General features: G+C 73.0%; 25 protein-coding genes. 10 read left to right on the top strand and 15 right to left on the bottom strand.

Annotated features, from left to right (window positions below; translation table 11 throughout):
• Positions 1-6 precede the first annotated feature (6 nt).
• Entirely contained in the window at positions 7-1,302 is a 1,296-nt protein-coding gene (locus tag AB0D01_RS05145) for a M18 family aminopeptidase (protein WP_363053634.1), read from the top strand.
• Between the two features lie 78 nt (positions 1,303-1,380).
• Here AB0D01_RS05145 and AB0D01_RS05140 read toward each other — a convergent pair whose 3' ends face one another.
• From AB0D01_RS05140 to AB0D01_RS05130, 3 genes are all read right to left on the bottom strand, one after another.
• The gene (locus AB0D01_RS05140) at positions 1,381-3,219 is read right to left on the bottom strand and encodes an NHL domain-containing thioredoxin family protein (RefSeq protein WP_363053633.1); all 1,839 of its coding nucleotides are present in this window, start codon (positions 3,217-3,219) and stop codon (positions 1,381-1,383) included.
• Between the two features lie 66 nt (positions 3,220-3,285).
• On the bottom strand, positions 3,286-3,987 hold the full coding sequence (locus AB0D01_RS05135) for a class I SAM-dependent methyltransferase (RefSeq protein WP_363053632.1): 702 nt from the start codon (positions 3,985-3,987) through the stop codon (positions 3,286-3,288).
• A 92-nt stretch (positions 3,988-4,079) separates the two neighbouring features.
• Entirely contained in the window at positions 4,080-4,538 is a 459-nt protein-coding gene (locus AB0D01_RS05130) for a hypothetical protein (protein ID WP_363053631.1), read from the bottom strand.
• A gap of 205 nt (positions 4,539-4,743) precedes the next feature.
• On the opposite strand from AB0D01_RS05130, the gene AB0D01_RS05125 reads away from it, so the two are divergent.
• Both AB0D01_RS05125 and AB0D01_RS05120 read left to right on the top strand, forming a co-directional pair.
• On the top strand, positions 4,744-5,523 hold the full coding sequence (locus AB0D01_RS05125) for an XRE family transcriptional regulator (protein WP_363053630.1): 780 nt from the start codon (positions 4,744-4,746) through the stop codon (positions 5,521-5,523).
• Positions 5,524-5,643: 120 nt separating this feature from the next.
• Positions 5,644-6,846, top strand: a complete 1,203-nt coding sequence (locus AB0D01_RS05120; RefSeq protein WP_363053629.1) for an acyltransferase — start codon at positions 5,644-5,646, stop codon at positions 6,844-6,846.
• Here AB0D01_RS05120 and AB0D01_RS05115 read toward each other — a convergent pair.
• Positions 6,785-7,591, bottom strand: coding sequence for a hypothetical protein (locus AB0D01_RS05115; protein ID WP_363053628.1), 807 nt, complete (start codon positions 7,589-7,591; stop codon positions 6,785-6,787). The genes AB0D01_RS05120 and AB0D01_RS05115 overlap by 62 nt on opposite strands.
• A gap of 32 nt (positions 7,592-7,623) precedes the next feature.
• On the opposite strand from AB0D01_RS05115, the gene AB0D01_RS05110 reads away from it, so the two are divergent.
• A complete protein-coding gene (locus tag AB0D01_RS05110) occupies positions 7,624-8,127 on the top strand; it encodes an LURP-one-related family protein (protein WP_363053627.1) in 504 nt (167 codons plus the stop codon).
• 16 nt (positions 8,128-8,143) lie between these two features.
• Here AB0D01_RS05110 and AB0D01_RS05105 read toward each other — a convergent pair whose 3' ends face one another.
• The gene (locus AB0D01_RS05105; protein WP_363053626.1) at positions 8,144-8,488 is read right to left on the bottom strand and encodes a hypothetical protein; all 345 of its coding nucleotides are present in this window, start codon (positions 8,486-8,488) and stop codon (positions 8,144-8,146) included.
• Positions 8,485-9,285 (bottom strand): carbon-nitrogen family hydrolase, encoded by an 801-nt coding sequence (locus tag AB0D01_RS05100; protein WP_363053625.1) that lies wholly within the window; start codon positions 9,283-9,285, stop codon positions 8,485-8,487. The genes AB0D01_RS05105 and AB0D01_RS05100 overlap by 4 nt, the downstream gene beginning before the upstream one ends.
• 137 nt (positions 9,286-9,422) lie before the next feature.
• Between AB0D01_RS05100 and AB0D01_RS05095 the strand changes: the two genes are divergently transcribed.
• Positions 9,423-10,250: a maleylpyruvate isomerase family mycothiol-dependent enzyme gene (locus AB0D01_RS05095; protein ID WP_363053624.1), complete on the top strand. Its 828-nt coding sequence runs from the start codon at positions 9,423-9,425 to the stop codon at positions 10,248-10,250.
• Between the two features lie 55 nt (positions 10,251-10,305).
• On the opposite strand, the gene AB0D01_RS05090 is transcribed toward AB0D01_RS05095, so the two are convergent.
• Both AB0D01_RS05090 and AB0D01_RS05085 read right to left on the bottom strand, forming a co-directional pair.
• Positions 10,306-11,598 (bottom strand): MFS transporter, encoded by a 1,293-nt coding sequence (locus AB0D01_RS05090; protein ID WP_363053741.1) that lies wholly within the window; start codon positions 11,596-11,598, stop codon positions 10,306-10,308.
• Between the two features lie 125 nt (positions 11,599-11,723).
• Positions 11,724-12,386: a GntR family transcriptional regulator gene (locus AB0D01_RS05085; protein ID WP_363053622.1), complete on the bottom strand. Its 663-nt coding sequence runs from the start codon at positions 12,384-12,386 to the stop codon at positions 11,724-11,726.
• A 145-nt stretch (positions 12,387-12,531) separates the two neighbouring features.
• On the opposite strand from AB0D01_RS05085, the gene AB0D01_RS05080 reads away from it, so the two are divergent.
• The gene (locus AB0D01_RS05080) at positions 12,532-13,788 is read left to right on the top strand and encodes a DUF418 domain-containing protein (protein ID WP_363053620.1); all 1,257 of its coding nucleotides are present in this window, start codon (positions 12,532-12,534) and stop codon (positions 13,786-13,788) included.
• Here AB0D01_RS05080 and AB0D01_RS05075 read toward each other — a convergent pair.
• Positions 13,766-14,101, bottom strand: coding sequence for a protease inhibitor I42 family protein (locus AB0D01_RS05075; RefSeq protein WP_363053619.1), 336 nt, complete (start codon positions 14,099-14,101; stop codon positions 13,766-13,768). The genes AB0D01_RS05080 and AB0D01_RS05075 overlap by 23 nt on opposite strands.
• 18 nt (positions 14,102-14,119) lie before the next feature.
• The gene (locus AB0D01_RS05070) at positions 14,120-16,024 is read right to left on the bottom strand and encodes a C1 family peptidase (protein ID WP_363053617.1); all 1,905 of its coding nucleotides are present in this window, start codon (positions 16,022-16,024) and stop codon (positions 14,120-14,122) included.
• A 174-nt stretch (positions 16,025-16,198) separates the two neighbouring features.
• On the opposite strand from AB0D01_RS05070, the gene AB0D01_RS05065 reads away from it, so the two are divergent.
• Positions 16,199-17,404, top strand: coding sequence for a DUF1266 domain-containing protein (locus AB0D01_RS05065; protein ID WP_363053616.1), 1,206 nt, complete (start codon positions 16,199-16,201; stop codon positions 17,402-17,404).
• A gap of 73 nt (positions 17,405-17,477) precedes the next feature.
• A complete protein-coding gene (locus tag AB0D01_RS05060; protein WP_363053615.1) occupies positions 17,478-17,891 on the top strand; it encodes a PPOX class F420-dependent oxidoreductase in 414 nt (137 codons plus the stop codon).
• Positions 17,892-17,930: 39 nt separating this feature from the next.
• On the opposite strand, the gene AB0D01_RS05055 is transcribed toward AB0D01_RS05060, so the two are convergent.
• The 5 genes from AB0D01_RS05055 to pdhA all read right to left on the bottom strand — a co-directional run bounded on the left by AB0D01_RS05055 (position 17,931) and on the right by pdhA (position 23,479).
• The gene (locus tag AB0D01_RS05055; RefSeq protein WP_363053613.1) at positions 17,931-18,695 is read right to left on the bottom strand and encodes a hypothetical protein; all 765 of its coding nucleotides are present in this window, start codon (positions 18,693-18,695) and stop codon (positions 17,931-17,933) included.
• A 19-nt stretch (positions 18,696-18,714) separates the two neighbouring features.
• Positions 18,715-19,653, bottom strand: a complete 939-nt coding sequence (locus AB0D01_RS05050) for a GNAT family N-acetyltransferase (protein ID WP_363053612.1) — start codon at positions 19,651-19,653, stop codon at positions 18,715-18,717.
• Positions 19,654-19,802: 149 nt separating this feature from the next.
• Complete coding sequence (locus AB0D01_RS05045; protein ID WP_363053611.1) at positions 19,803-21,278, bottom strand: dihydrolipoamide acetyltransferase family protein; 1,476 nt, start codon at positions 21,276-21,278, stop codon at positions 19,803-19,805.
• Between the two features lie 12 nt (positions 21,279-21,290).
• Positions 21,291-22,271, bottom strand: coding sequence for an alpha-ketoacid dehydrogenase subunit beta (locus AB0D01_RS05040; protein ID WP_363053610.1), 981 nt, complete (start codon positions 22,269-22,271; stop codon positions 21,291-21,293).
• A complete protein-coding gene (pdhA, locus tag AB0D01_RS05035; protein ID WP_363053609.1) occupies positions 22,271-23,479 on the bottom strand; it encodes a pyruvate dehydrogenase (acetyl-transferring) E1 component subunit alpha in 1,209 nt (402 codons plus the stop codon). The genes AB0D01_RS05040 and pdhA overlap by 1 nt, the downstream gene beginning before the upstream one ends.
• Positions 23,480-23,804: 325 nt before the next feature.
• Here pdhA and AB0D01_RS05030 point away from each other — a divergent pair, with 325 nt between their 5' ends.
• Positions 23,805-24,464, top strand: a complete 660-nt coding sequence (locus AB0D01_RS05030; protein WP_363053608.1) for a response regulator transcription factor — start codon at positions 23,805-23,807, stop codon at positions 24,462-24,464.
• 312 nt (positions 24,465-24,776) lie between these two features.
• Positions 24,777-25,202, top strand: coding sequence for a pyridoxamine 5'-phosphate oxidase family protein (locus AB0D01_RS05025; RefSeq protein WP_363053607.1), 426 nt, complete (start codon positions 24,777-24,779; stop codon positions 25,200-25,202).
• Positions 25,203-25,224 lie beyond the last annotated feature (22 nt).

Here is a 25,224-nt window from a genome sequence, read left to right as displayed (position 1 = left end):
ACACACATGAGTTCTCCCGCCCGCTTCGACCGCGGCCACACCGACGACCTGATGACCTTTCTGACGGCCAGCCCGTCGCCGTACCACGCCGTCGCCAACGCGGCGGAGCGGCTGGAGAAGGCAGGCTTCAGGCAGTTGTCGGAATCGGACGCCTGGGATTCGGGCACCGGAGGCCGGTTCGTCCTGCGCGGCGGCGCGATCATCGCCTGGTACGTCCCCGAGGGCGCGGCGGCGCACACCCCCTTCCGCATCATCGGCGCGCACACCGACTCCCCCAACCTCCGCGTCAAGCCCCTCCCCGACACGGGCTCCCAGGGCTGGCGCCAGGTCGCCGTCGAGATCTACGGCGGCACCCTGCTCAACACCTGGCTCGACCGCGACCTCGGCCTCGCCGGCCGGCTGACGCTGCGCGACGGCACCGAGCGACTGGTGAACGTCGACCGCGCCCTGCTGCGCGTCCCCCAGCTCGCCGTGCACCTCGACCGCTCCGTCAACACCGACGGGCTCAAGCTCGACAAGCAGCGCCACATGCAGCCGATCTGGGGCCTGGGCGACGCGCGCGAGGGCGACCTCATCGCCTTCCTCGAAGAGGAGGAGGGCCTGCCCCAGGGCTCGGTGGCCGGCTGGGACCTGATGGTCCACTCCATCGAGCCGCCCGCCTACCTCGGCCGTGACCGCGAACTCCTCGCCGGACCGCGGATGGACAACCTCCTGTCCGTCCACGCGGGCGTCGCCGCGCTGGCCGCCGTCGCCACCTCCGGCGCCGCCCTGGACCACATCCCGGTCCTCGCGGCCTTCGACCACGAGGAGAACGGCTCCCAGTCCGACACCGGCGCCGACGGCCCGCTGCTGGGCAACGTGCTGGAACGTTCAGTCTTCTCACGGGGCGGCAGCTACGAGGACCGGGCCCGTTCCTTCGCCGGAACCGTGTGCCTGTCCTCCGACACCGGCCACGCCGTCCACCCCAACTACGCCGAGCGGCACGACCCTTCGCACCACCCGCGCGTCAACGGCGGCCCCATCCTGAAGGTCAACGTCAACCAGCGCTACGCCACCGACGGCAGCGGTCGCGCGGTGTTCGCCGGCGCCTGCGAGCGGGCCGGAGTGCCGTGGCAGACCTTCGTCTCCAACAACTCCATGCCCTGCGGCACCACGATCGGCCCCATCACGGCCGCCCGCCACGGCATCCGGACCGTCGACATCGGCGTCGCGATCCTCTCGATGCACAGCGCCCGCGAACTGTGCGGCTCCGACGACCCGTACCTGCTGGCCAACGCCCTCCTGTCCTTCCTGGAGGGCTGAGCACCGACCCGCGCCCCGGACGCTCGTCCGGGGCGCGGGCACGGGGGCGCGGGCACGCGTGCGCGGGACGGACCGCCGCTACGCGTCCAGGCCGGCCAGGACCAGCGGCAGCCGGGCCGCGCCGCCCTCGGCGACGACCACCGGGACGCCCCAGTCCTGCTGGTGGACGTGGCAGGCCGGGTACTCGTTGGCCGGGTCGTCGTCACAGGACGCGGCCATCGCCGAGACGTGCAGCACGCCCTCGGTGACCTCCGGGTTCAACACCAGTTCCCGGAACAGGTCCGTACCCGGGCCCTCCCCCGCCGCGAGGAGCTCCGGCGGGGTCGAGGAGACCAGCAGCCGCGTCGAAGGCCCGTAGCGGGTGTCCAGCTTCTGCCCGGCGGGCGCCTGGAAGACCACGTCGAGACGGAGCGTGCCCGGGGCGACCTCGGTGGCCGCCCGCTGCGTGCGGTGGGCGACCGCGTCGACCCGTACGGCCTCCTCGGGCAGCCGCAGCCGCGTCAGCCGGTGCCGGGCCGACTCGACCACCACGATGTCCTCGCCGACCAGCACCGCGTCGCTCGGCTCGCGCAGATCGGTGGCGAGCGTCGAGACCTGCCCGGAGGCCGGGTCGTAGCGGCGCAGCGCGTGGTTGTACGTGTCGCAGACCGCGACCGAGCCGTCCGGCAGGGCGGTCACCCCGAGCGGGTGCTGGAGCAGCGCCTGCGCGGCGTCGCCGTCGCGGTGCCCGAAGTCGAACAGGCCGGTGCCGACGGCCGTCCGCACGGCGTAGCCGTCGCCGTCGGGCTCCACCCAGCGCAGGGCGCTGGTCTCGGAGTCGGCGACCCACAGCCGGTCGTCCCCGGCCGCGGCGAGCCCGGACGGCTGCGCGAACCAGGCCTCGGCGGCGGGGCCGTCGACGAGGCCCTCGTTGGTGGTGCCGGCGGCGACCTGGACGGTGCCCGCCTCGGGGTCCCAGGTCCACAGCTGGTGCACGCCGGCCATGGCGATCCACACCCGGCCCCGCCACCAGGCGACATCCCACGGGGAGGACAGGTCCACCTCCAGGGCGGGCCCGGAGGTGGGCGAGCCCTGCCACCACTGCCGGCCGGTCCCCGCGACCGTCTCGACGCTCCCGTCGGCCGGGTCGAGGACGCGCAGGGCGTGGTTGACGGTGTCGGCGACCACGACGCGGCCGTCGGGCAGCAGCGCGAGGCCCTGGGGCTCGCTGAAGGCGTCCGGACCGAATCCGCGCTCGCCGCCGCCGACGCGGCGCACGACGCTCTCCCCGTCGGGGGCCAGCTCCACCAGCTGGTGCCGGGTGGAGTCGGACACCAGGAGGTTCCCGGAGGGCAGCGCGAGCGCCTTCCCGGGGAAGCGCAGGTCGGTCGCGACGGGCTCGGGGGCCACGTAGGGCCCGTCACCGCGCCGCAGGGTGCCCTTGGCCTCGTGCTCGGCCTCCAGTTCCTCGACGAGGCGCGCGATGGCGTGCGCGTGCCCCTCGCCGGCGTGCTGGGCGACGACGTACCCCTCGGGGTCGATCACCACGAGCGTGGGCCAGGCGCGGACGGCGTACTGCTTCCAGGTCGTGAGCTCGGGGTCGTCGAGGACGGGGTGGTGCACCTCGTAGCGCTCGACGGCGTCGACGACGGCCGCGTGGTCGGCCTCGTGGACGAACTTCGGCGAGTGCACCCCGATGATCACCACGGTGTCGCGGTGCTTCTCCTCCAGCTCCCGGAGTTCGTCCAGGACGTGGAGGCAGTTGATGCAGCAGAAGGTCCAGAAGTCGAGGATCGTGATGCGACCCCGCAGGTCGGCGAGGGTCAGCTCCTTGCCACCGGTGTTCAGCCAGCCCCCCTTCCCGACCAGCTCGGGGGCACGGACACGGGCACGGCGGGGCGCGGGCGCGGGGGTGGGCGCCGGGGCTGCATCGTTCATGGTTCAAGCTTGCCATCCGCCCGTGAACACCGGATCACGACCGCACGACGTCGTTGTCCTGCGCGCCTACCGGATCCGCTCCACCGCGGACCGGCCTCCTCGGACGCCCCGGACGAACAGGGTTCCTGTGCGCCGACTACCGGGGGGCGGGGCGAGCACGGACGCCGATACGTCCACGAAGCCGTGTTCCTTGAGAATCAGCGCCCACGCATCCGGTTCGTAGTCCCACCGCTTGACGACAGCGGGGTCTTCTTCGGGCCCGCGCGGGATGTATGACGCCTGGCAGCCGTAGCACCCTTCGACCGGGGGCCGCTGGGAGAGGGCGAAGACGCCACCCGGCTTGAGGTTCGCGTGAACCATCGGCAGCAGGAGACCGGGGTCGGTGAACCAGGCGGCGCCGAAGACGCTGTAGACCGCGTCGAAGATCGTGGGCGTGTCTTCGAGGTGGGTGAGCGCGTCGGCCTGGTGGAGTTCCATCCCGTCCACGCCCGGCCACCGCTCGCGTGCCTTGTCGAGCTGCCTGGCCGAGAGGTCGATCCCGACGGACTTCATGCCGAGCGTTGCGAGGTGAGCGGCGTTCCCACCGGACCCGCACCCGAGATCGAGCACGCGGTCTCCCGGGTTGAGGTCGAGCACGTCGGCCCTGGGGCCGTGGTCCTCGTACTGGGTCCAGTTGAACCACGTGCTCTCGCCCTTGGCGTTGACCTTCCGCCGCTGGGGCTTGCTCTGCGAGTACGTGTCCCATGCGGTGCTGCGAGCGTCAGTCACTACCTGTCCGTTCTCGTTCACGGCGACAGCCGCCCGGCACGATACCGGGCGGCTGAAGCTCTCGTGGGTCACTCGCTCCGCTTGAGTCGGAGCTACTTGGCGACGGGGCTGTCGGAGCAGCCCGCGTAGCTCTGGGTGCAGTCGGCCGCGCCGTCGATCGGCCAGAACTCCGGGTCCACGTCGAAGCCGGCCGATCGGATCATCTCGGCCGTCCGACGCATCGCGGCCCGGCCCTCGGCGGGGTCGTGGCCGTTGTCGCGGTCGGGAACGTGGTGGATGAATCCGCTGCCGAGCACCTCGCAGACCCTGGCGTAGTCCTTGGTGTGGAGCACGAGCGCGTGCCAGAAGAGGTCCACGCGAAGGCTGGGCGTGGCCCTCTCCGTGGTGTTCGCGGCGACGGCGAGGAAGGCCGCCACCTGGTCGACGCCGCGCCGGCCCTGGTCGTCGGTCATCTCCGGCCAGGAGTCCTCGCGGACCATGGTGATGAGGTCGGCCCTCAGCTCCGGGGTGATGAGGTCGTACACGGTCTTCGTCGTGTCGATGATCGTCATGTCTGTGCCTTCCTGGTCTGTGAGGAACATCGGGGGCACTTGCAGGGGGGCCGGTCCGGTCGGTGAAGCGATGTTCCCGCCGCCGGTCGGTCGGAACGACGACGCTTCGGGCGTCGCCTGGGCGTCACTCACAGGGGCGCCAATGACGCCCTCCAGGGCGTCAAACCGGTGTCATTGCATGGCTGTTCGGTCTAGCTTTGACGTCATGACGACGACCGCCGTGGTGCCGAATGATGTACTGCGGGCCGTACGTATCGGCCTGCGCCTGAGCCAAGACGACTTCGCCAAGGCGCTCCGCCGGGCAGGTGCGGAACTGGGGGAGCCGAACGAGGCCTCCAAACGGCTGGTGCAGCGCTGGGAGTCCGGCACGAGCAAGACGCCTCGGGGCGTGTACGCCAGGGCCTTAGAACGGGTCACCGGGCGTCCGGTCGAGGCTCTGGGCTTCGCCCTGCCGGTGCCGACGGCACGAGTCCACGCAGACGGGAAGGGAGGACATGACATGGAGACCGTCGCAACCGGTTCCACATCTGCCGCTGTGGGCGCGCAGCCCGCCGCGCAGGGGAGTGAGGAGACGTTTTCGGGGGTGTGGCTCAGCCGCTACGAGTTCTTCTCCTCCAGCCGGGGCGACTCGTACGAGGGCAAGCACCACGTGGTGATCGTCCAGCACGGAAACCGGCTGACCGTTCAGAGCCTCCCCGGGGCGAGCAGCAACCCGGACAGCCCGCTCACCCTGGATCTGACCGTTGATCGCAACGTGGTCACGGGTACGTGGGTCGAGCAGACCGCCGCGGACGGCTACTACAACGGGGCCCGCTACCACGGGGCCATCCAGCTCCTGGTAGAGCCGACGGGGCGGCGTATGGCCGGAAAGTGGGTCGGCTTCGGCAAGGACTTCGACGTGAATACCGGCCCCTGGGAACTGCGGCTGGTGGACCGGTCCACGAGCAAGGCGGCGCTGGAGAGGTACAGCCGGCCGCCGGAGTGAGGGGTCGGGCCCTCGGCGGGCTTTGCAGGGCGTCGACTGCGGCACTCTTGCGCCTACTCCCGGTAACCGGGTGGTAGCGGAACCGAAGCGGAACCGTACGCGCGTGTAAGGTTTCGGGCCGTGTCGAGCAACCAGCTGATATCCGGAATCCACAGTGGGGCGCAGTCGACGGAGCGTGGGGCGGTGGAGCGGCCCGTGGCGCTGCCGTCGCTCACCGGGCTGCGCTGGACCGCCGCCCTGATGGTGTTCCTGTACCACGTGCACATCGTGGAGTACTTCGGCGGACGCGCGAACGACCTGGTCACCTTCGCCTTCGGGATGGGCAGCACCGGGGTCTCGTTCTTCTTCGTCCTCTCCGGCTTCGTGCTCGCCTGGTCGACGCCCTCCTCGCCCGCCGGTCGGGGCATCGTCCGGTTCTGGCGGCGCCGCCTCGCCCGGATCTATCCGCTGCACCTGGTCACCGTCGTGGCGGCCCTCGCCCTCGTGTACTTCCTCGGGGCCGGGGAGCGGCCCACGCCGGGAAGCCTGGGCGCGAACCTCGGACTGATCCAGTCCTGGTTCCCGCAGGTCCCCTACTTCCAGGGGTTGAACCCGGTCAGTTGGTCGCTGGCCGTCGAGGCGTTCTTCTACGCCGCCTTCCCGCTGATGATCGGCCCGCTGCGCCGGCTGGGCCGGCACGCGCCGGTCGTCGTCGCGGGCGCCTGCCTGGTCGTGATCGTGGCGATCCCGACCGTGTGGGAGCTGACCGGCGTCGCCGACGGCCAGGTCTGGGCGAACTACTTCTTCCCCCTCTACCGGCTCCCCGAGTTCGTCCTCGGCATCGCCCTGGCCGAGCTGGTGCGCGCGGGCCGCTGGCGCGGACCGGGTCTGACCGTCTCCCTCGCCCTGACGATGGCCGGGTACTTCCTCGGCTACCAGGCCGACTACGCCTTCCGCACCGTCGCCTGCACCATCGTCGGGTTCTCCACCCTGATCGCCGCCGCCGCCCAGGCCGACCTGCGCGGGGAGCCGTCCCCGTGGCGGGGGCGGATCAGCGTCAGGCTCGGCGAGGTGTCCTTCGCCTTCTACATGGTCCACATCCTGGTGATCCGGGCCGGCGAGAGCCTCTTCGGGGGGCACCCCAAGCTCCCGATGTGGGACGGCGGCCTGTGGGTGCTGGCGGCGGCCTTCTCCGTCTCCCTCGCCCTCGCCTGGGCCCTGCACACGTGGGTCGAGCTGCCCGGCCGCCGGCTGCTGCTGCGGTCCTGGAGGCGGGGTCCGGCTACTTCCCGTCCAGGAACGACGTCAACGACCCCACCAGTGCCGTCACGAAGGACTCCCTGACCTCCTCGGGGAGCAGGTCCAGCGACAGGTACGGGTTGAGGTCCTCCAGTTCGACCAGCAGCAGTTCCCCGGACGGGGCGCGGCAGGCGTCCACGCGCTGGATGCCGTGGTCGAGGGTGTTCCAGTCCACGAAGCGGCGGGCGAAGGCGAGGTCGGCCGCGTCGGGCTCGTAGGGGACCAGTTCCCAGCGGCGTGCCGGGTCCGGGGCGTGGAGGGCGTACTGGAAGGCGTCGTCGACGAAGTAGAAGGACACCTCGTAGGCGAAGTCGACGCGCGGTTGGATCAGGATCTCGCCGGGGGTGCCGCCCGGGCGGTCGGTGAAGACGAGGCCGATGGAGTCGGCGCCCTGCTTGGGCTTGACGGCGTACTCGGCAGCCTCGGGCAGCAGGTGCAGGTCGGCGGGGTCGTCGACGGTCGGGATGACCGGGTGGCCGGCTGCCGTCAGGTCGAGCAGGTACTGCTTCCCGGCCATGTCCCCGCGTCCGGTGAGCGGGTTGTAGACGCGGGTCCCGGTGGCGAGCGCGGCGGCCCGGAACTCCTCCCAGGCCTGCCGGTAGTGCAGGACGGGGCCGCTGTTGCGGACGACGACGGCGTCGAAGCCGGGCATCAGGGCGCGGGCGTCGAGGGGGTGGCACAGGGCCAACGGGAAGTGCTCGCGCAGCCGGTCGGTGAGGAATATGTCCTCGTCGCAGTAGCGGCGTCCGCGGGCCGGGTAGGCCAGGTCGGTCACGTAGAGAAGGCGCATGACGGCAACCTATCGCGGGCAGCGATCACGGTATGAAATACCTGGTTCGGGACAAAATGCTCGCCGTCGGCGATGACTACCTCATCGAGGACGAGGACGGCCGGCACGCCTTCCTCGTCGACGGGAAGGCGCTGCGCTTCCGGGACACCCTGGAGCTGAAGGATCCGCAGGGGCGGATCCTGATCACCCTGCGGGAGAAGCTGTTCGGGCTGCGCGACGCGATGACGCTGGAGCGCGACGAGCTGCGGCTCGCGGTCATCCGGCGCAAGCGGCTCTCGCTGCTGCGCAACCACTTCCGCGTGACCCTCGCGGACGGCACCGAACTGGACGTCAGCGGCCGGATCGCGGACCGCGAGTTCAAGATCGAATACGAGGGGGAGCTGCTCGCGCTGATCTCCCGCCAGTGGTACCGGATCCGCGAGACCTACGCGGTCGAGGTGGTCCGCGAGGACGCGGATCCGGCACTGCTCATCGCGGTCGCGGTGTGCGTGGTGCGCATGGCGGAGAAGGAACGGGAGGCCGCCGTCCAGGCCTGACCGGTCCGCGGCGGCGTCACCGGTCGGTGTCGGCGTCGTCCTCGGCGTGGTGGGCGCGGGCCGCGAGTTGGCCCTGGACGAAGGGATCGGACTCCGGGGCGTACGGGCCGCCGTGGACGGCGAGGTGGTCGGTGAGGCGCTGCCACTCCGCCACGACGGCGGCCTCCGCCCCGGCCCCGCGGGCGGCCTCCAGCGCCTCCTCGGCCTCGTGGTGGCGCATGCCCGCGGCCTCGGCGCGGACCCGGTCGAGGGCCTCGCGCTCCCCGGGGGCGGGGTCGTGCGGCTCCTGCGCGGCCTCCACCGCCTCGGCGTCGGTACCGGCGCCGGTACCGGGCCGCGCGGGCTCGCCGGGTCCGGTCACCGCGCGCCGCCCGGGGCGCGCAGACCCAGGGCGCGGTCCTTGAGCGCCGGGAACTGCTCGCGGGTGTCGGGCACCTTCGCCGGGTCCAGTTCGACGGTCAGGACGTCCTCGCCGGGTCCGGCCTCCGCCAGCACCTCGCCCCACGGGTCCACCACCAGGCTGTGTCCGGACTGCTCGACGCCCGCGTGCGTGCCGGCGAGCGCGCACGCCAGGACGTACGACTGGTCCTCCACGGCCCGCGCCCGGTTCAGCAGGGTCCAGTGGGACCGCCTGCGGGCCGGCCAGCCGGCGGCCACGACCATCGTGGTGGCGCCCGCGTCGACCAGGCCCCGGAACAGCTCGGGGAAGCGCAGGTCGTAGCAGGTGGCGAGGCCGAGGGTCTGCTCCGGCAGGGTGACCGTCGTCAGGGAGTCGCCGGGCGACATCAGCACCGCCTCGCCCTGGTCGAAGCCGAAGCGGTGGATCTTGCGGTACGTCGCGGCCAGTTCGCCCGTCGGGGAGAGCACGAGGGCGGTGTTGTAGAGGGAGCCGTCGCCGGCGCGCTCCACGAGGGAGCCGGCGTGCAACCAGACCCCGGCGTCCCGGGCCGCCTTGGACATGGCCTCGTAGGTCGGGCCGTCCAACGGCTCCGCCTCGGTCTCGAACTGCTCGTAGGCGAAGGCGCCCACCGTCCACAGCTCGGGCAGCACGACAAGGTCGGAATCGGCCTGTTCCCGTACGAGATCGGCCGCTCGGGACCGTCGGGAGGCGACCGACTCCCCTTCGTTCACCGCGATTTGGATCAGCGAGGCGCGCACATTACCACCGTCCTGGCTTGTCAGCCGTCGACTCGGGCCTACGATCGTCACACGAAAGCACTGCCGGTGTGCTCCTGGGCAGCGTAGTTTTGGGCACAGTCCACAACGCGCCACTGAACAGCACGCGAGGGGTCCCGTTGACCGTCCATCCCAGCCTTGAGCCCTATGCCGACGCGTGGACGCATTCCATCGAGGCGATATCCGAGCTGGTCCTCCCCCTCACCGAGGGCCAGTGGAACCTCCCCACCCCGTGCCCCGGCTGGTCCGTCCGGGACGTCGTCTCGCACATCATCGGGATCGAGTGCGAGCAGCTCGGGGACCCGCGTCCGATCCACACGCTGCCGCGCGACCTGCGGCACGTGGTGGACGAGTTCACCCGGTACATGGAGGTACAGGTTGACGTCCGGCGCCACCACACGGCGCCGGAGATGACCTCGGAGCTGGAGTACACGGTCATCCGCCGGGCGCGCCAACTGCGCAACGAGAAGCGGGACCCGTCCGCGCTGGTGCGCGGTCCGCTGGGCGACCAGGTGACGTTGGAACAGGCGCTGCGGATGCGGGCCTTCGACGTGTGGGTCCACGAGCAGGACCTGCGGGCGGCCCTGGGCGCGCCCGGGAACTGGGACTCGCCGGGCGCGTTCGTGGCGCGGGACCTCCTGCTGGCGGGGCTGCCGAAGGCCGTGGCGAAGGGGGCGGGGGCGCCCGCGAACTCGGCGGTCGTGGTGGACGTGCACGGGCCGGTGGAGTTCATGCGGACGGTCCGGGTGGACGCGACGGGCCGCGCGACCCTGGAGGAGACCCCGTCGCTCGGCCCGGCGGTGACGCTGACCATGGACTGGGAGACGTACGTACGCCTCGCCGCGGGCCGGGTCCGGGCGCGGTCGGTGGCGCCCGAGCGGCTGAAGGTGGAGGGCGATCCGCAGCTGGCCGAGGCGCTGCTGGCGGCGTTCGCGGTGACCCCGTAGGGCCCGGCGGAACCGCGTAGGGACCGGCGGAACCCCGTAAGGGCCCGGCGGGACCTCAGACCCCGGCGGGTCGGGTGGTGGGGGCCGCCGCGGGCACCTGTGCCTCGGCGCGCTCGCGGGGGACGGCGCGCTCCCTCGCCCGCTCCCGTTCCCGCTCCCGTTCCCGCTCGCGGTCCAGCGCCCGGCCGCGCAGCCGCAGGATGTTCGCCACGCCCAGGGCCTCCAGGACGAACACCGCCGAGAAGGCGATCCGGTAGTCGTCGTCGGTGGCGTCGAGCAGGACGCCGACGGCCAGCAGGGTGGTCATGGACGCGAGGAAACCGCCCATGTTGGTGATGCCGGAGGCGGTGCCCTGGCGCTCGGGCGGGTTCGCGGGCCGGGCGAAGTCGAAGCCGATCATCGAGGCGGGCCCGCAGGTGCCGAGGACCACGCACAGGGTGATCAGCAGCCACATCGGCGCCCGGCCGCCCGGGTACGCGAGGACGGCACCCCACAGCGCGGCGGTGACGGCGACGGTGGTGAGGGCGAGCGGGATCCGGGAGGCCTGGCGGCGGCCCACGACGTGCCCGTAGACCAGCCCGAAGGCCATGTTCGAGGCGACGACCAGGGTCAGCAGCCCGCCCGCGGTGGTCCGCGACAGGCCCTGCGCCTCGACGAGGAACGGCATGCCCCACAGCAGGAGGAACACCATCGCGGGGAACTGTGTGGTGAAGTGCACCCACAGCCCGAGCCGGGTGCCGGGCTCGCGCCACGAGTCGGCGATCTGGCGGCGTACGTAGCCGCCCCCGCCGCGGCTGACGGGCGGCGGCCCGTACCCCTCGGGGTGGTCGCGCAGGAACAGCACCAGCGGTACGAGGACCACCAGACCGGCCACCGCGCTGCCCGCGAAGGCCGGCACCCAGCCGACCCCGTGCAGGACGGGCGCCAGGACGAGCGTGGAGACGAGGTTGCCCGCCATGCCGACCAGCCCGGCGAGCTGCGCCATCAGGGGCCCGCGCCGGGCCGGGAACCAGCGGGTGCCGAGCCGCAGCACGGAGATGAAGGTCATCGCGTCGCCGCAGCCCAGCAGGGCACGGGCGGCCAGGGCCATGCCGTAGGACGGGGAGAGGGCGAAGCCGATCTGCCCGGCGGTGAACAGCACGACGCCCAGGGTGAGGACCTTCTTGGTGCCGAGGCGGTCCACCATCAGGCCCACGGGTATCTGCATGCCCGCGTAGACCAGCAGTTGCAGGAGGGAGAAGGCGGCCAGGGCGGAGGCGTTGACCTGGAAGCGGTCGGCGGCGTCCAGGCCGGCCACGCCCAGGCTGGTGCGGAAGATGACGGCGACGAAGTAGACGGCGACGCCGATGGACCAGACGGCGACGGCCCGCCGCCCGCCCGGCGGATCCGCGTGGACGCCGGGCGCGGACGCGGACGCGGCGCCGGGGGAGGGGGAAGCGGAGGAGGAGGCGGCGGAGGCGCCGGAGGCGGTGGTCACCTGACCGGCCCCCGCACCATTTCGCCGACCCGGATCACGTGTCCGCGTACCGCCTCGGCCACCGCGGCGGCCTCCCCGGCGCGCAGGGCCCGCAGGATCTCGGCGTGGTCGGCCAGCGTCCGCTCCACCCGCTCGGGATGCGCGTGCAGCAGGGCCACGCCCATCCGCAACTGCCGGTCGCGCAGCTGGTCGTAGAGCCGGCACAGGATCTGGTTGCCGGCGTTGCGCACGATCTCGGCGTGGAAGCACCGGTCGGCGGTCATCATCGCGGCCAGGTCCCCCTCGGCGGCGTGCCGGCGCTGGAGCGCGAGGAGTTCCTCCAGCCGCTCCAGCAGCGCGGGCGGTGCGGGCACGGCCCGCGTGGCGGTGAACTCCTCGACCAGCAGCCGGGTTTCGATCACGTCGGTGATCTCCTGCGCGGAGACCGGCAGGACCAGGGCGCCCTTCTTCGGGTACAGCTTGAGCAGCCCCTCGGTCTCCAGCCGCAGCAGCGCCTCGCGGACGGGGGTGCGCGAGACGCCGACGGCTTCCGCCAGACCGCCCTCGGTCAGCAGGGTGCCGCCCTCGTAGCGCCGGTCGAGGACGCCTTCCTTGACGTGCTGGTAGACGCGTTCGGCCGCGGTGGGGGCGGGGGGCGCCGGCGGCGCGGAGGCGAGCATGCGCACAGCATAGATACAAGAAGGGTGCAAGGCGGGTCCCGTCCGGGATGTGGACGCGCCGGCCCGGCCCCTGCATCGAAGGGTGTACGCGGTCTTCGTCCACCGGCAGGAGGATTCGGGCCGCCCCCGCCGGGACGCTGGTTCCATGGCCCACAACGCCCCGCCCGACGCCCACGCCTCCGCTCCCGGGTCCACGACCGCCCCCTCCGCCGACCCGACCGGCTCCCCGACGTCCGACCCGAACCGCTCCCCGTCCGGCTCCCGGATCCCGCTCCTCGACGTCCTGCGCGGCGCCGCCATCCTCGGCACGCTCATGACCAACGTGTGGATCTTCGCCTCGCCCGGCTCCGAGTGGGCCGTGGTCCAGGGCGGCCTGAACCTGCCCGACCCGCTCGCCGACCCCCGGGCCTCCACCATCGCCGAGGCCGTCTTCCGCTTCCTCGCCGACGGCAAGTTCCTCGCCCTGCTGACCATCCTCTTCGGCGTCGGGCTCGCCATCCAGTACGACTCCGCGAAGCGCCGCGGCGACCCCTGGCCGGGCCGCTACCCGCGCCGGGCGGCGTTCCTCTTCCTGGAGGGGACCGTCCACTTCGTCCTGATCTTCGCCTGGGACGTGCTCATGGGGTACGCCGTCACCGCGCTGCTCGTCGCCTGGCTGCTGGCCCGCTCCGAGCGGGTGCGGAGCATCGCCCTGTGGACCGCCGCCGGCCTGCACCTGACCCTGGTCGGCCTGATCACCCTCGCCACGCTCGCCGACCCCGACGAGGGCCCCGAGGCCCCCGACCCGGACGCCGTCGCGCTCTACGCCCACGGCGGCTGGGGCGACCAGATCCGCTTCCGCCTGGACAACGCCCTCGTCCTGCGCATCGAGCCCGTCTTCTCCTTCGGCCTGCTCGTCTTCCTCTTCCTGCTCGGCGTACGGCTGCACCGCGCCGGCGCCTTCGCCCCGACCGACACCGGCCGCCGGATCCGCGTCCGCATGGCCGCCTGGGGACTGGGCCTCGGCCTGCCCCTCGGCATCGCCGCCGACCTCGGCGGATCCGACTTCTTCGCGCTGGGCCGCTACGGCATCGCCCCGCTGGTCGCCGTCGGCTACATCGGCCTGATCGGCGTCGTCCTCGACCGGTTCCGCCTCCCCGGCGCCCGCTCCCTCGGCGCCGTCGGCCGCACCGCCCTGTCCGCCTACGTCGGCCAGAACCTGCTCTGCGCCCTGCTCTGCTACGGCTTCGGCCTGGGCCTCGCCGACCGCCTCGGCGGCACCGGCCCCTGGTGGGTCATGGGCCTGTGGGCCGGCGTCTCCCTCACCCTGGTGCTCTGCGCCCGGCTGTGGCTCGCCCGCTTCGACCGGGGACCGCTGGAGGCCCTCCAGCACCTGGCGCTCAGCCCCCGTCGCCGGCGGTGACCACCACCTCCAGGACGAACTCGTCGTACGGGGCCTCCTGCGGGAAGGGCGGCCGGACCTGCGCGAAGCGGATCCGGGCCCGCCCGCCCGCACGCCGGCCGCGCACCACCCAGGTCCGCTCCACCGGCTCCCCCGGCGCCACCGGCTCCCCCGACGCCGCCCCCTCGCCCGGCGCGGACGCGGCCTCGCCCACCGTGACCGCGTCCGCGTCGCCGGACACCTGCCAGGTCCACACGTACCCGCGCGCCCCCCGACCGGTGAGCCTCAGCTCGTACGAGCCACCGGCGGCCAGGGCGATCGTGCGCACTTCCACCCGCGAGGACCTCCCGGCTCAGACGGGGCCGATCACCGGCCCCTCGTGCCAGCCCGCGCCGTCGCGCCAGTGGTGCTGGAGCAGGCGGTCGGTGCGCAGGACGACGACTTCCAGGTTGAACCCGAAGCTGCCCTGGAGCATCCCGGTGACGGCCAGGACGTCGCGGCCGAAGGTCGCCGAGCGCGTCCACGGCGCCCCGGAGGCGTTGCCCCGCCACCAGTGCTCGACCCGCCCGTCCCCGACCGCCACGCACAGCTCGTAGTTCCCGGCGGTGTCCTCGTCCGCCGCCCCGTACTGGCCCTCGATCATGCAGGGCGCCGAGGTGACGCCGCCCCCGAAGACCTCCCCCGGCCGCCACACGAACCCGTTCGCGTCGTCGCGCCACCACAGCTGCATCCGGCCGTCCGTCCGGGCCGCGACCAGGTCGAGGTGACGGGCCCGCGTCTGCACCAGGGCGGGCCCGTAGTGGGCGATGCCGGAGGCGAAACGACCGCCGTCGTTCCAGGTCCAGGGGGCGCCGTTGATCCGCCACCAGTGGTTGAGCCGGCCGTCCGCGGTGCGGACCACCACCTCGAAGTTGCCGGGCTTGCCGTAGTCGCTCTGGATGAACGCCGGCGTCGAGCCGACGGCCGCGTCCCCCGGCCCGAACGCGCCGCCGTCGCGCCACACCCCGACCGCCTGCTCGTAGTACCAGTGGCGCAACCGGCCGCCCGTGGTGACGTGCAGCGACTCCATGTTCCGGTTGTAGGTGGTGCCGGTGAAGGCCGGCAGGCCCGACGCGTCCCCGGCGAAGGTCGCCTCCGGCGTCCAGGCGAAGGGCGGTTCGCCCTCGCGCCACCAGTGCCGCAGCCGGCCGCCGCCCGCCGTCGCCGCCAGCTCGAAGTTGCGGTGGGCCCGACCGTTGCCGCTCTCGTACACGTTGCCCGTGTGCAGCCGGCGCTTGCTCCACGGGTCGATGTTCGTGCCGAGCAGCCCGCACTTGGCCCAGTGGTCGATGTTGGCCTCGCCGTAGGCGATCCGGCCGTAGCCGCCCACGTGGTGCTCCGGCCCCCAGGAGTTCTTGAACAGCCAGCAGCCCGCCGCGTCGTCGTAGCCGACGACCAGCACGCAGTGGCCGCCCGCGAGCCGGTCGACGGTGCGGTGGTAGACGCCCGAGCCGAGCGCGAAGAAGTCCTCGTGGACGTCGAAGCAGGCCGTCAGCGGCCCGACCGTGTCCAGCCACACCTTCTGCTGCTCCACGTCCCCGAGCCGGACGAAGTCGCTGATGCGCACCGTCCGCCCCGAGCGGTCCCAACTCGGCGTGTACTCCGCCCGCCAGGCCTTGCGGCGCCGGACGGGCAGGCCCGCCGGCGGGGTGTCGTACGGCCAGCAGTCCGGATCGGCGAGACCCCCGTTGAACACGATCCAGTCGAGGGCCGTCTCCGGGTCGCCGCCCTGCCCGCACGCGAGCCTGAGCCCGTCGCGGACGTCGCCCTCGGAACGCTCCGCCCACACGTCGTGCTCGATCCGGGCCATCGACTCCACGAGCCCGACCGCCCCGAACGCCCAGGAGGTGCCGCAGGGGTTCTGGTCCTTGACCTTCGTCAGCCACGGCCACCCGAAGCGCTCGCGCCAGTCCACGGCGGCGGGTCGGGCCGTCCCGGACACCGCCGCCCCGGACACCGCCGACCCGGCGGCGAGCAGCCCGTGCGCGGCCCTGCGGCGGTTCAGGTGCGGGTTGCCGCTCTCCGCGCCGATCAACGCCCGCAGGTCGACGAGGCCCGCCTTGGCGGCGGGCGTCAGTTTCGCCCCCGGGTCCAGGCCGAGCGCCGGCCTCGGCAGCGGATCCCCGTCCGCGAGGTGCTCGGCGACCGACCACCTCGCCCCGCGCTCCGCGAGCCGCGCCCGCAACTCCCCCACCGTCCGGACGTGCTCCTCCGGCATACCGTGCCCCCCACTCGGTCGTGCGCCACGGGAGCGTCTCCCCGTCACGGGAGCCCGTCAAGGGGGTCCGTACGGTCGCACGGGAACACGGGGGTCGTACGCCGCGTCCGGGCGACCGGCGGGCGGACCGGGCGGGCGGAGGGGCCTGCGGGAGCGTCCCGATAGGGTCCCCGTATGGATGGCTGGACGGCGCCGAGCGCGATCGAGCGAGAGCTGTACGGGGCGAAGTGCCGCGGCGACTGGGGCGCGTACCTGGACGCGCTCGCGCGGGCCCGGCTCTTCCTCGCGCAGCCCCGCGCGCGGGCCGACGCCGAGCCCGGCAGCGTCCGCTTCTTCCCGACCCCGCGGGGCGCCCTCGTCGTCCAGACCGCCGGGACCCTTCCCGCGCCCACCCCCGAGACGGTCTACGAGTCCCAGGGCCTGGGCTGGTTCGCGAAGGTGTGGACCCCCGCCGACCCCGCCCACCTCGCGGTGAACCCGGGCACGCCCTGCGAGGCCTACCTCACCACCACCCCCGCCGACCTGGCCCGCTGGCGCGCGCACGCCGAGGCCGCGCCCTCCTTCGGGCTGCCGCCGGGCGGCGTCCACGCCCTGTTCACCGGCGGCCCCCTGCACGGGGCGGTCGCGCACGGCCTGGCGGTGGGAGCCCACATGGCCGTGTCCAACGGGGAGTTCTGGAACGCCCTCGCCTACCACGGCAACGGCTACGGCCGTCAGCGCGCCCGCCTGCGCGACAGCTGGGACATCACCGACCGCGAGGGCTGGCTCCACACCCTGGAGCAGCTGCTGACCGCCCGCGTCGTCAGCCCGGTCTGGGAGTACGCCCTGCGCGTGCGCCGCGTCCTGGCCTCCGACTTCGCCGGGCCCGTGGACACCGAGCACTGGAGGCACGCCGCCGAGGCGGCCCTGCGCCGCAGCGCGGAGCTGTCCGCGGAACCGCGGCTCACCCCCGACGGGGTCACCCTCGCCCGGCCGCGCCCCGGCGCCGAGGTGGAGGGCGAGATCGCCGGGGTGCGCCGGCTGATCGGCCGCATCGCCCGCTACGAGCAGCGCTTCCGGGCCGACGGGCTGCTCCCCGAGGACGGCTGGGTGCGTTCGGTGGAGGCCTGGGACATCGGGCGGGCCTCCCAGATGGCCCGCTGGGGACTCGGCGCCCGCTACGGCGACCTGGAGGAGGCGGAGCGAGGGGTGCTGCGCGCCGGGGAGGCCGCGCGGCGCACGTACCGGTCGTGGGAGGAGTTCTCCGCCGGGTACGCCCTGGGCCGGTGTCTGCACTTCGACGAGGAGGCGTTCGGGGAGTGGTACACCGGCGCCCTCGCCACCCACCTGACGCTGACCACCGACCCCGCCGGTCCGTGGCGCAACATCCCCTGGCGGTAGCGGACTTCCACCCCCCTCGCGGCCGGCTCGAAAGGAGCGGTGTCGGGCTCGGTCCCGAACTACCCTCGGCCGCATGACCCTTGTGCTGAACGACGCCGTGCGCCGCCTGCTGGACACCCCCCACCCGGCGGTGTTGACCACCCTCAACCCCGACGGCAGCCCGCAGAGTTCGGTGATCTGGGTGAGCCGGGACGGCGACGAGCTGCTGATCTCCACCGAGCGCGACCGCGCCAAGGCCCGCAACATCGCCCGCGACGGCCGGGTCGGGCTGACGGTCTTCGACCTGGCCGACCCCTACCTCTACGCGGAGATCCGCGGCTCGGCGACGCTCACGGAGGACGCGGACCGGGCCGTCGCCGCCCGCATCGCCACCGAGTACGTCGGGGCGGAGGCCGCCAAGGAGTACCAGGACACCTCGGACGGGGCCGTACGCGTGGTCGTGCGCATCACCCCGACCAAGGTGCTCGGCAGCGCCGCCAAGGCCTGAGCCGGCGGGACGGAGCGGAGCGGAGCGGGCCGGGGTCGGCTACGGCAGACCCGCGCGCACCCGTGCCCAGGCGTCGACGGTCTCGGTCAGCGCGTCCCCCTCCGGCAGGTGCGGCCGGGCGGCGTCCGTCCACCGCAGCAGCCCCTTGATCCGGCGCAGGTGCACGATCCGCGGCCGGGGCAGGTCCCGCCAGGCGCGGGCCTGCTCGGCCGCCTCTCGCGGGGTGAGGTCGATCAGGGCGAGCACCTCCCGGCACAGTTCGGCCGGATCGCCGCCCGGCCCGGGGCCGAACTCCCGCAGCAGGTAGCCCCGTACGCAGGCGAGCTCGACGCCGCGCGCCGGCGCGGAGGCGTCCTCCCACCGGGCGCAGCGGTCCGCCGCCTCCAGCGCGATCCGGCCCCAGCGCAGCCGGACCTCCCGCGGCAGCCGCTCGTCGCGCATCCCGGCGAGGGCGAGGCCGCGCAGGGTCCGGGGGCGCGGCTCGTCGCGCAGCGGCGGGTCGGTCGCGAGCCAGGCCTCCAGCTCGGGGAGGGTGTGCCCGTCGGGCGGTACGGAGGTGAGCACCTGTCCCCGGCTGAGCAGCGCGACCACGGGGCCGGCGAGGCGGACCCTGGCGGTGTGGCCGGCGTCGAAGAAGTCGACGGTGCGGCCGTAGCGCTCCATGGCGCGGAGCCAGACCCGGTACTCCCCGGCCGCGTACACCTGTCCGGTGCGCGCCACGCCGCCGACGCACCGGACGAGGCAGACCCCGCCGCCGGCGTCGGACTCCTCCACGGCGTACACCTGAAGCTCGGCGATCGGCATGCCGGGAGGCTACCGCGCGTCAGGGCCCGGGCGGGGCCTCCAGGACGAGACGGATCTCGGTGACCTCGTAGCCGGCCCGGTCGAAGGCGGCGGCCATCGGGAGGTTGACGGTGTCGGTGGTCGCGGTGACGCGTTCGGCGCCCTCGGCGGCGTGGAAGCGGGTGATCTCGGCGAGGATCTCGTCGATCAGGCCCCGGCCGCGCAGTTCGGGGACGACGCCCAGGTAGCCGACGTTGCGGTGGTAGGGGGTCGCGGAGGGGATCGCCATCCCGGCGAGGGTGCCGTCGGGCAGGTGGGCCAGGCGCCACCAGGAGCGTTCGCCGGGGCAGTCGCGGTAGAACTCGAAGTCCTCGCGGGCGAGTTCCTCCTCGGTCATGGAGGCGAGTTCGTGGCGGGTGGCGAGGTCGAGGCTGCCGCGCGAGAGCCGGACGAAGGCGTCGAGGAACTCCTCGTCGGTGCCCTCGCGGAAGACGAGCGCGCCGGTGGGGGCGGTGGTGCCGGCGGCGGGGGTCCACTCGTAGCGCAGGCGCTCGATCTCGCGGGTCAGGCCGGTGCGGTGCGCGGCCTCCCGGCGCCAGGCCACCGCCTCGGCCAGGGCGGGGTCCTCGCGCCAGCCCCGGGGCAGGGAGACGTTGTAGCCGGGGCGCTTGCCGAAGGCCTCGTGTCCGGCGGCGAGCAGGGCGCCGGCGACGGCCGCCGGGTCGGTGACGCCGGCGCGGACCTGGAGGCAGTCGAGGGCGATGGGGCGTTCGCTGTCGGCGCGGCCCCACCACAGGGCGCGGGCGAGCACTTCGCCGTCCTCGTCCTCGGCGAACCAGGTCCACTCGGGGCGGAGGCGGTTCTCGGCGAGCTCCTCGCGGATCCGGTCGGCGGGGAGGGCCTCGACGGGGCCGTCGGCCGGGTGGGCCAGGGCGCGGTCGAGGTCGGTGGGGTCTGCGGTGGCAGGGCGGAATCGCATGGGCCGATGATCACACCGGACGACGTCTCCGGCCAGGGATTTCATGGTCCGTCGGCGCCGGCCCGTACGGGGCGCCGGGGTGCCCGCACGCACGGGGCCGGTCCCCCACGTGCGTGCGGGACCGGCCCCCGGGTGCGGCGACTACCGGGTCAGGACCAGGTGACCAGTCGGCGCGGGTGCTCCAGGACGGCGGCGATGTCGGCCAGGAACTTCGAGCCGAGCTCGCCGTCGATGAGGCGGTGGTCGAAGGACAGCGCCAGCGTGGTGACCTGGCGCGGCTTGACCTTGCCCTTGTGGACCCACGGCTGGAGCTTGATCGCGCCGACCGCGAGGATCGCGGACTCGCCGGGGTTCAGGATGGGCGTACCGGTGTCGACGCCGAAGACGCCGACGTTGGTGATGGTGATGGTGCCGTTCTGCATGTCGGCCGGGGAGGTCTTGCCCTCGCGGGCCGTGGCGACCAGCTCGGACAGGCCCGTCGACAGCTCGCCGAGGGTCTTGGCGTGCGCGTCCTTGATGTTCGGCACGATCAGCCCGCGGGGGGTGGCGGCCGCGATGCCCAGGTTGACGTAGTGCTTGAGCACGATCTCCTGGGCCGCCTCGTCCCAGGACGCGTTGACGTCCGGGTTGCGGCGGATGGCGATCAGGACGGCCTTGGCGATCAGCAGCAGCGGGTTGATCCGCAGCCCCGCGAGGTCCGGGTCGTCCTTCAGCTCCTGGACGAGCTTCATCGTGCGGGTCACGTCGAGGGTGATGAACTCGGTGACGTGCGGCGCGGTGAAGGCCGAGGTGACCATGGCCTGCGCGGTGACCTTGCGGACGCCCTTGACGGGGATCCGGGTCTCGCGGGCCGCCCCCTCGGACGGCGCGGAGACCGCGGCGGCGGCGACCGGAGCGGCGACGGGCGCCGACGCGGCGGCCGGGGCCTCGGCGACCGGGGCGGCCTGCGGGGCGAGCGCCGCGGCGGCGGCCGCGTGCACGTCCTCGCGGGTCACGACCCCGCCGTCACCGGTGGGGACCACCGCGGCCAGGTCGATGCCGAGGTCCTTGGCGAGCTTGCGCACCGGCGGCTTGGCCAGCGGGCGCTCGCCGGCGACGTGCCCGTTGCCGTTGAGCACGGCGGTCGCGGGGGCCGCGGCCGGGGCGGCGACCGGCGCGGCCGCCGGGGCGGGCTGCTGCGCCGGGACCACGGGGGCGGCGCCTTCGACGGCCTTGCGCGGCCGGCGCTTGGTGGACGCCTGGGAGACCCCGTAGCCCACCAGGACCGGCTGGCGCCCCTCGGCGACCGGCTCCTCCACGGCCGGGGCGGCCGGGGCCGGAGCGGCGGGCACGGCCGCCTCGACGACGGCCTGCGCGGCCGGGGCCGCGTCCTCGTCGCCGCCGGGACCCGTCCGTACGGAGATGATCACCTGGCCGACGTCGACCGTGACGCCCTCGTCGAACAGCAGCGCGTGCACCACCCCGTCGAAGGGGATGGGCAGCTCCACGGCCGCCTTCGCCGTCTCGACCTCGCAGACGACCTGGCCGTCGGTGACGGTGTCACCCGGCTGGACGTACCACTTGAGGATCTCGGCCTCGGTGAGGCCCTCGCCCACGTCGGGCATCTTGAATTCGCGGATCGTCATGACGCGGGTCTCCTAGTACGCCAGCGAGCGGTCGACGGCGTCGAGCACCCGGTCCAGGCCGGGCAGGTACTCGTCCTCCAGGCGGGCCGGCGGGTAGGGGGCGTGGAAGCCGCCGACGCGCAGGACGGGCGCCTCCAGGTGGTAGAAGCACCGCTCCGTGATGCGGGCGGCGATCTCCGCGCCCACGCCGAGGAACACCGGCGCCTCGTGGACCACCACGAGCCGGCGGGTGCGCTCGACGGAGGCCTGGAGCCCGTCGAAGTCGACCGGGGACATCGAGCGCAGGTCGACGACCTCCACCGACTTGCCCTCCTCGGCCGCCGCGGCCGCCGCCTCCAGGCAGACCTTCACCATCGGGCCGTACGCGGCCAGGGTGAGGTCGGTGCCGGAGCGGGCGACGCGCGCCTTGTGCAGCTCGCCGGGGATGGCCTCGACGTCGACCTCGGCCTTGTCCCAGTAGCGGCGCTTCGGCTCGAAGAAGATCACCGGGTCGTCGCTGAGGATGGCCTGCTGGAGCATCCAGTACGCGTCGGAGGCGTTGGACGGCGAGACCACCTTGAGGCCCGGCACGTGCGCGAAGAGCGCCTCGGGGGACTCGCTGTGGTGCTCGACGGCGCCGATGCCGCCCGCGTAGGGGATGCGCACGACGACCGGCAGCTTGATCTTGCCGAGCGCGCGGGCGTGCATCTTCGCGAGCTGCGTGACGATCTGGTCGTAGGCGGGGAAGACGAACCCGTCGAACTGGATCTCCACGACCGGCCGGTAGCCGCGCAGGGCCAGGCCGATGGCGGTGCCGACGATGCCCGACTCGGCGAGCGGGGTGTCGATGACCCGCTCCTCGCCGAAGTCCTTCTGGAGCCCGTCGGTGATGCGGAAGACGCCGCCGAGCTTGCCGACGTCCTCACCCATGATCAGGACCTTGGGGTCGGTCTCCAGGGCCTTGCGCAGCGACTCGTTGAGCGCCTTCGCGATCGACATCTTTTCGACAGCCATCAGTGGCCCTCCTCGAAGGACGCGAGGTAGGCGGCGAACTGGGCGCGCTCCTCGTCGACGAGCGCGTGCCCGTCCGCGTAGACGTTCTCGAAGATCGCCATGGTGTCGGGGTCGGGCATGGCGCGCACGACCTCGCGCACCCGCTTGCCCAGGGTCTCGCTCTCCGCCTCCAGCTGCTCGAAGAACGCCTCGTCGGCGCCCCCGCTCGCCAGCAGGTGGGCCTTCAGGCGCAGGATCGGGTCCTTCGCCTCCCAGGCCGCGGTCTCCTCGTCGCGCCGGTACTTCGTCGGGTCGTCCGAGGTGGTGTGCGCGCCCATGCGGTACGTGAACGCCTCGACGAGGGTCGGGCCCTCGCCCCGACGGGCCCGGTCCAGCGCCCAGCGGGTGACCGCGAGGCAGGCCAGGACGTCGTTGCCGTCGACGCGGACGCCCGGGAAGCCGAAGCCCTGGGCGCGCTGGTACAGCGGGACGCGCATCTGGCGCTCGGTGGGCTCGGAGATGGCCCACTGGTTGTTCTGGCAGAAGAACACCACGGGGGAGTTGTAGACCGCCGAGAAGGTGAACGCCTCGGCCACGTCGCCCTGGCTGGAGGCGCCGTCGCCGAAGTAGGCGATGACCGCCGAGTCCGCGCCGTCCTTGGCGACGCCCATGGCGTAGCCGGTGGCGTGCAGGGTCTGCGAGCCGATGACGATCGTGTACAGGTGGAAGTTGTTGGTGGAGGGGTCCCAACCACCGTGGTTGACGCCGCGGAACATGCCGAGGAGGTTCGTCGGGTCGACCCCGCGGCACCAGGCCACGCCGTGCTCGCGGTAGGTCGGGAAGACGTAGTCGTCGTCGCGCAGGGCCCGGCCGGAACCGATCTGCGCGGCCTCCTGGCCCAGCAGCGAGGCCCACAGGCCCAGCTCGCCCTGACGCTGGAGGGCGGTGGCCTCTCCGTCGAAGCGGCGGGTCAGGACCATGTCGCGGTAGAGCCCGCGCAGGTCCTCGGTGGTGATGTCCGCGACGAAGGGCGCGAACTCCGCGAGGTCGGGATTGTCCTTGACCTCGACGCGTTCGCCCTCGGGCGTCAGCAGTTGTACGAGCTGAGGCTCGGCGTCGTGCGGCTGTGCGGTGGCAGCGGCGGTCTTGCGGGCGCTCGCCGCGCCTGCCGCCCGCTTGGTGCCGCTGCTGCGTCGCGGCTTGCGCGCGGCAGTGCTCTCCACGGTCACGTGTGCTCCTCCGTCGGTCCGGCACCCGGGTTCTCCGGGGACCAGTGCGGCTCACCTGTATCCGGTTCCCGCGCACGGGGTGGGTGCGCGGCGCGTTGGGATTCAGGCGTGACAGGTGCCCCGGCGAGTGCCCTGCGCAAAGCACGTTACCCAGTGCGTCGCATAACTGCGAAACCCCGTTTGACCTGCGATTTTGCTTGGATATCCAACTAAATCGAGGGTTGCGGGAACAACCACTGGTCACAGCCTTGCAGGGGGCCGGAACAACGGCACGTTATCCCGGGTAACTCCGCCAGGGAAGGGGTGAGTATGTGAAACTGACTCCATGCGTGAAACCGGAAAAATCACGGTATTCCTCCTGGACGACCACGAAGTGGTACGTCGGGGTGTCCATGAGCTCCTGTCCGTCGAGGACGACATCGAGATCGTCGGCGAGGCCGGTACGGCGGCGGACGCGCTCGTGCGCATCCCGGCCACCCGCCCGGACGTGGCCGTCCTCGACGTGCGCCTGCCGGACGGCAGCGGGGTCGAGGTGTGCCGCGAGGTCCGTTCCCAGAACGAGGACATCAAGTGCCTGATGCTCACCTCGTTCGCCGACGACGAGGCGCTCTTCGACGCGATCATGGCAGGTGCCTCGGGGTACGTCCTCAAGGCGATCCGCGGGAACGAGCTGCTCAGCGCCGTGCGGGACGTCGCGGCCGGCAAGTCGCTGCTGGACCCGGTGGCCACCGCGCGGGTGCTGGAGCGCCTGCGTGACGGCAAGAACGGCAAGGGCGACGACCGCCTCGCGAACCTCACCGACCAGGAGCGCAAGATCCTCGACCTGATCGGCGAGGGCCTGACGAACCGGGTCATCGGGGAGCGCCTGCACCTGGCCGAGAAGACCATCAAGAACTACGTCTCCAGCCTGCTGTCGAAGCTGGGCATGGAGCGCCGCTCCCAGGCCGCGGCCTACGTGGCGCGCCTCCAGGCCGAGAAGCGCTAGCCGCGCCGGAGCACGGCGCCGGCCGCCCGCCCGGGTGGCTCCGGCGCCGCTCCGGGCGCCCGCGAGGCGACTCCGGGCCCGCCGGCCCCGGCTCCGGCCCCGCTCCAGGCCCGCGCGAGCCGACTCCGGCCCCGCGCCGCCCCGACTCCGGCCCCGCGCCGGCCGCGCTCCGGTGATCCTCGTGCCGCGCTCCGTCGCGCACCGTGGTCGCGCGGTTCCACACGACACACGGTTCAATTCGGGACCAACGTCCCTGATCATGGGGGCGGGATCCCCTTCCCCGGGCGCCGGGCGCCGGTGGAGAGTGGTCCCATGTCCCCTGAGGAACTCCACGCCATCGAACTGCTGCGCCAGGTGCCCTACGGCCGAGTCGCCACCAGCATGCGCGCGCTGCCCTTCCTCGCCCTCGCCCGCCACATCGTGGTGGACGGCAGGGTCGTGCTGAGAATGCACTCCGGGTTCGGCTACCACCAGGCCTGCAACGGGAGCGTCGTCGCCTACGGGGCGGACAACTTCAATTCCCAGGACCCGACGCTGTGGTCCGTCCAGTTCACCGGAACCGCGCGGATCGTCGAACCGACCACCGCCGAGCTGGAGCTTTTCGGTCCCGGACCGCATTTCGTCGACGGCTCCGTCTTCGACCCGGTGTACATGCGAATCGAACCCCAGCTCGTCACCGTGCACACGCTCGCCGGAAATCTGAACCAACACGACAGGCAGTACCACCACGCGCTCTGATCAGCGGTTTTCAACGAAGTGT

The organism is Streptomyces sp. NPDC048606 (genome assembly GCF_040650855.1).
Classification (GTDB): domain Bacteria; phylum Actinomycetota; class Actinomycetes; order Streptomycetales; family Streptomycetaceae; genus Streptomyces.
Note: the sequence above shows the minus strand (reverse complement) of the source record. Positions and strands in the feature narration are given on the sequence as shown.

Bases quoted from the DNA above. Each gene is read 5' to 3' on its own strand.
- AB0D01_RS05025 (WP_363053607.1), top strand. From the start codon at position 24,777: ATGTCCCCTGAGGAACTCCACGCCATCGAACTGCTGCGCCAGGTGCCC.
- AB0D01_RS05050 (WP_363053612.1), bottom strand. From the start codon at position 19,653: ATGCGATTCCGCCCTGCCACCGCAGACCCCACCGACCTCGACCGCGCC.
- AB0D01_RS05045 (WP_363053611.1), bottom strand. From the start codon at position 21,278: ATGACGATCCGCGAATTCAAGATGCCCGACGTGGGCGAGGGCCTCACC.
- AB0D01_RS05085 (WP_363053622.1), bottom strand. From the start codon at position 12,386: ATGCTCGCCTCCGCGCCGCCGGCGCCCCCCGCCCCCACCGCGGCCGAA.
- AB0D01_RS05140 (WP_363053633.1), bottom strand. From the start codon at position 3,219: ATGAACGATGCAGCCCCGGCGCCCACCCCCGCGCCCGCGCCCCGCCGT.
- AB0D01_RS05065 (WP_363053616.1), top strand. From the start codon at position 16,199: ATGGATGGCTGGACGGCGCCGAGCGCGATCGAGCGAGAGCTGTACGGG.
- AB0D01_RS05130 (WP_363053631.1), bottom strand. From the start codon at position 4,538: ATGACGATCATCGACACGACGAAGACCGTGTACGACCTCATCACCCCG.
- AB0D01_RS05145 (WP_363053634.1), top strand. From the start codon at position 7: ATGAGTTCTCCCGCCCGCTTCGACCGCGGCCACACCGACGACCTGATG.
- AB0D01_RS05040 (WP_363053610.1), bottom strand. From the start codon at position 22,271: ATGGCTGTCGAAAAGATGTCGATCGCGAAGGCGCTCAACGAGTCGCTG.
- AB0D01_RS05125 (WP_363053630.1), top strand. From the start codon at position 4,744: ATGACGACGACCGCCGTGGTGCCGAATGATGTACTGCGGGCCGTACGT.
- AB0D01_RS05060 (WP_363053615.1), top strand. From the start codon at position 17,478: ATGACCCTTGTGCTGAACGACGCCGTGCGCCGCCTGCTGGACACCCCC.
- AB0D01_RS05110 (WP_363053627.1), top strand. From the start codon at position 7,624: ATGAAATACCTGGTTCGGGACAAAATGCTCGCCGTCGGCGATGACTAC.
- AB0D01_RS05055 (WP_363053613.1), bottom strand. From the start codon at position 18,695: ATGCCGATCGCCGAGCTTCAGGTGTACGCCGTGGAGGAGTCCGACGCC.
- AB0D01_RS05030 (WP_363053608.1), top strand. From the start codon at position 23,805: ATGCGTGAAACCGGAAAAATCACGGTATTCCTCCTGGACGACCACGAA.
- AB0D01_RS05070 (WP_363053617.1), bottom strand. From the start codon at position 16,024: ATGCCGGAGGAGCACGTCCGGACGGTGGGGGAGTTGCGGGCGCGGCTC.
- AB0D01_RS05115 (WP_363053628.1), bottom strand. From the start codon at position 7,591: ATGCGCCTTCTCTACGTGACCGACCTGGCCTACCCGGCCCGCGGACGC.
- AB0D01_RS05080 (WP_363053620.1), top strand. From the start codon at position 12,532: ATGGCCCACAACGCCCCGCCCGACGCCCACGCCTCCGCTCCCGGGTCC.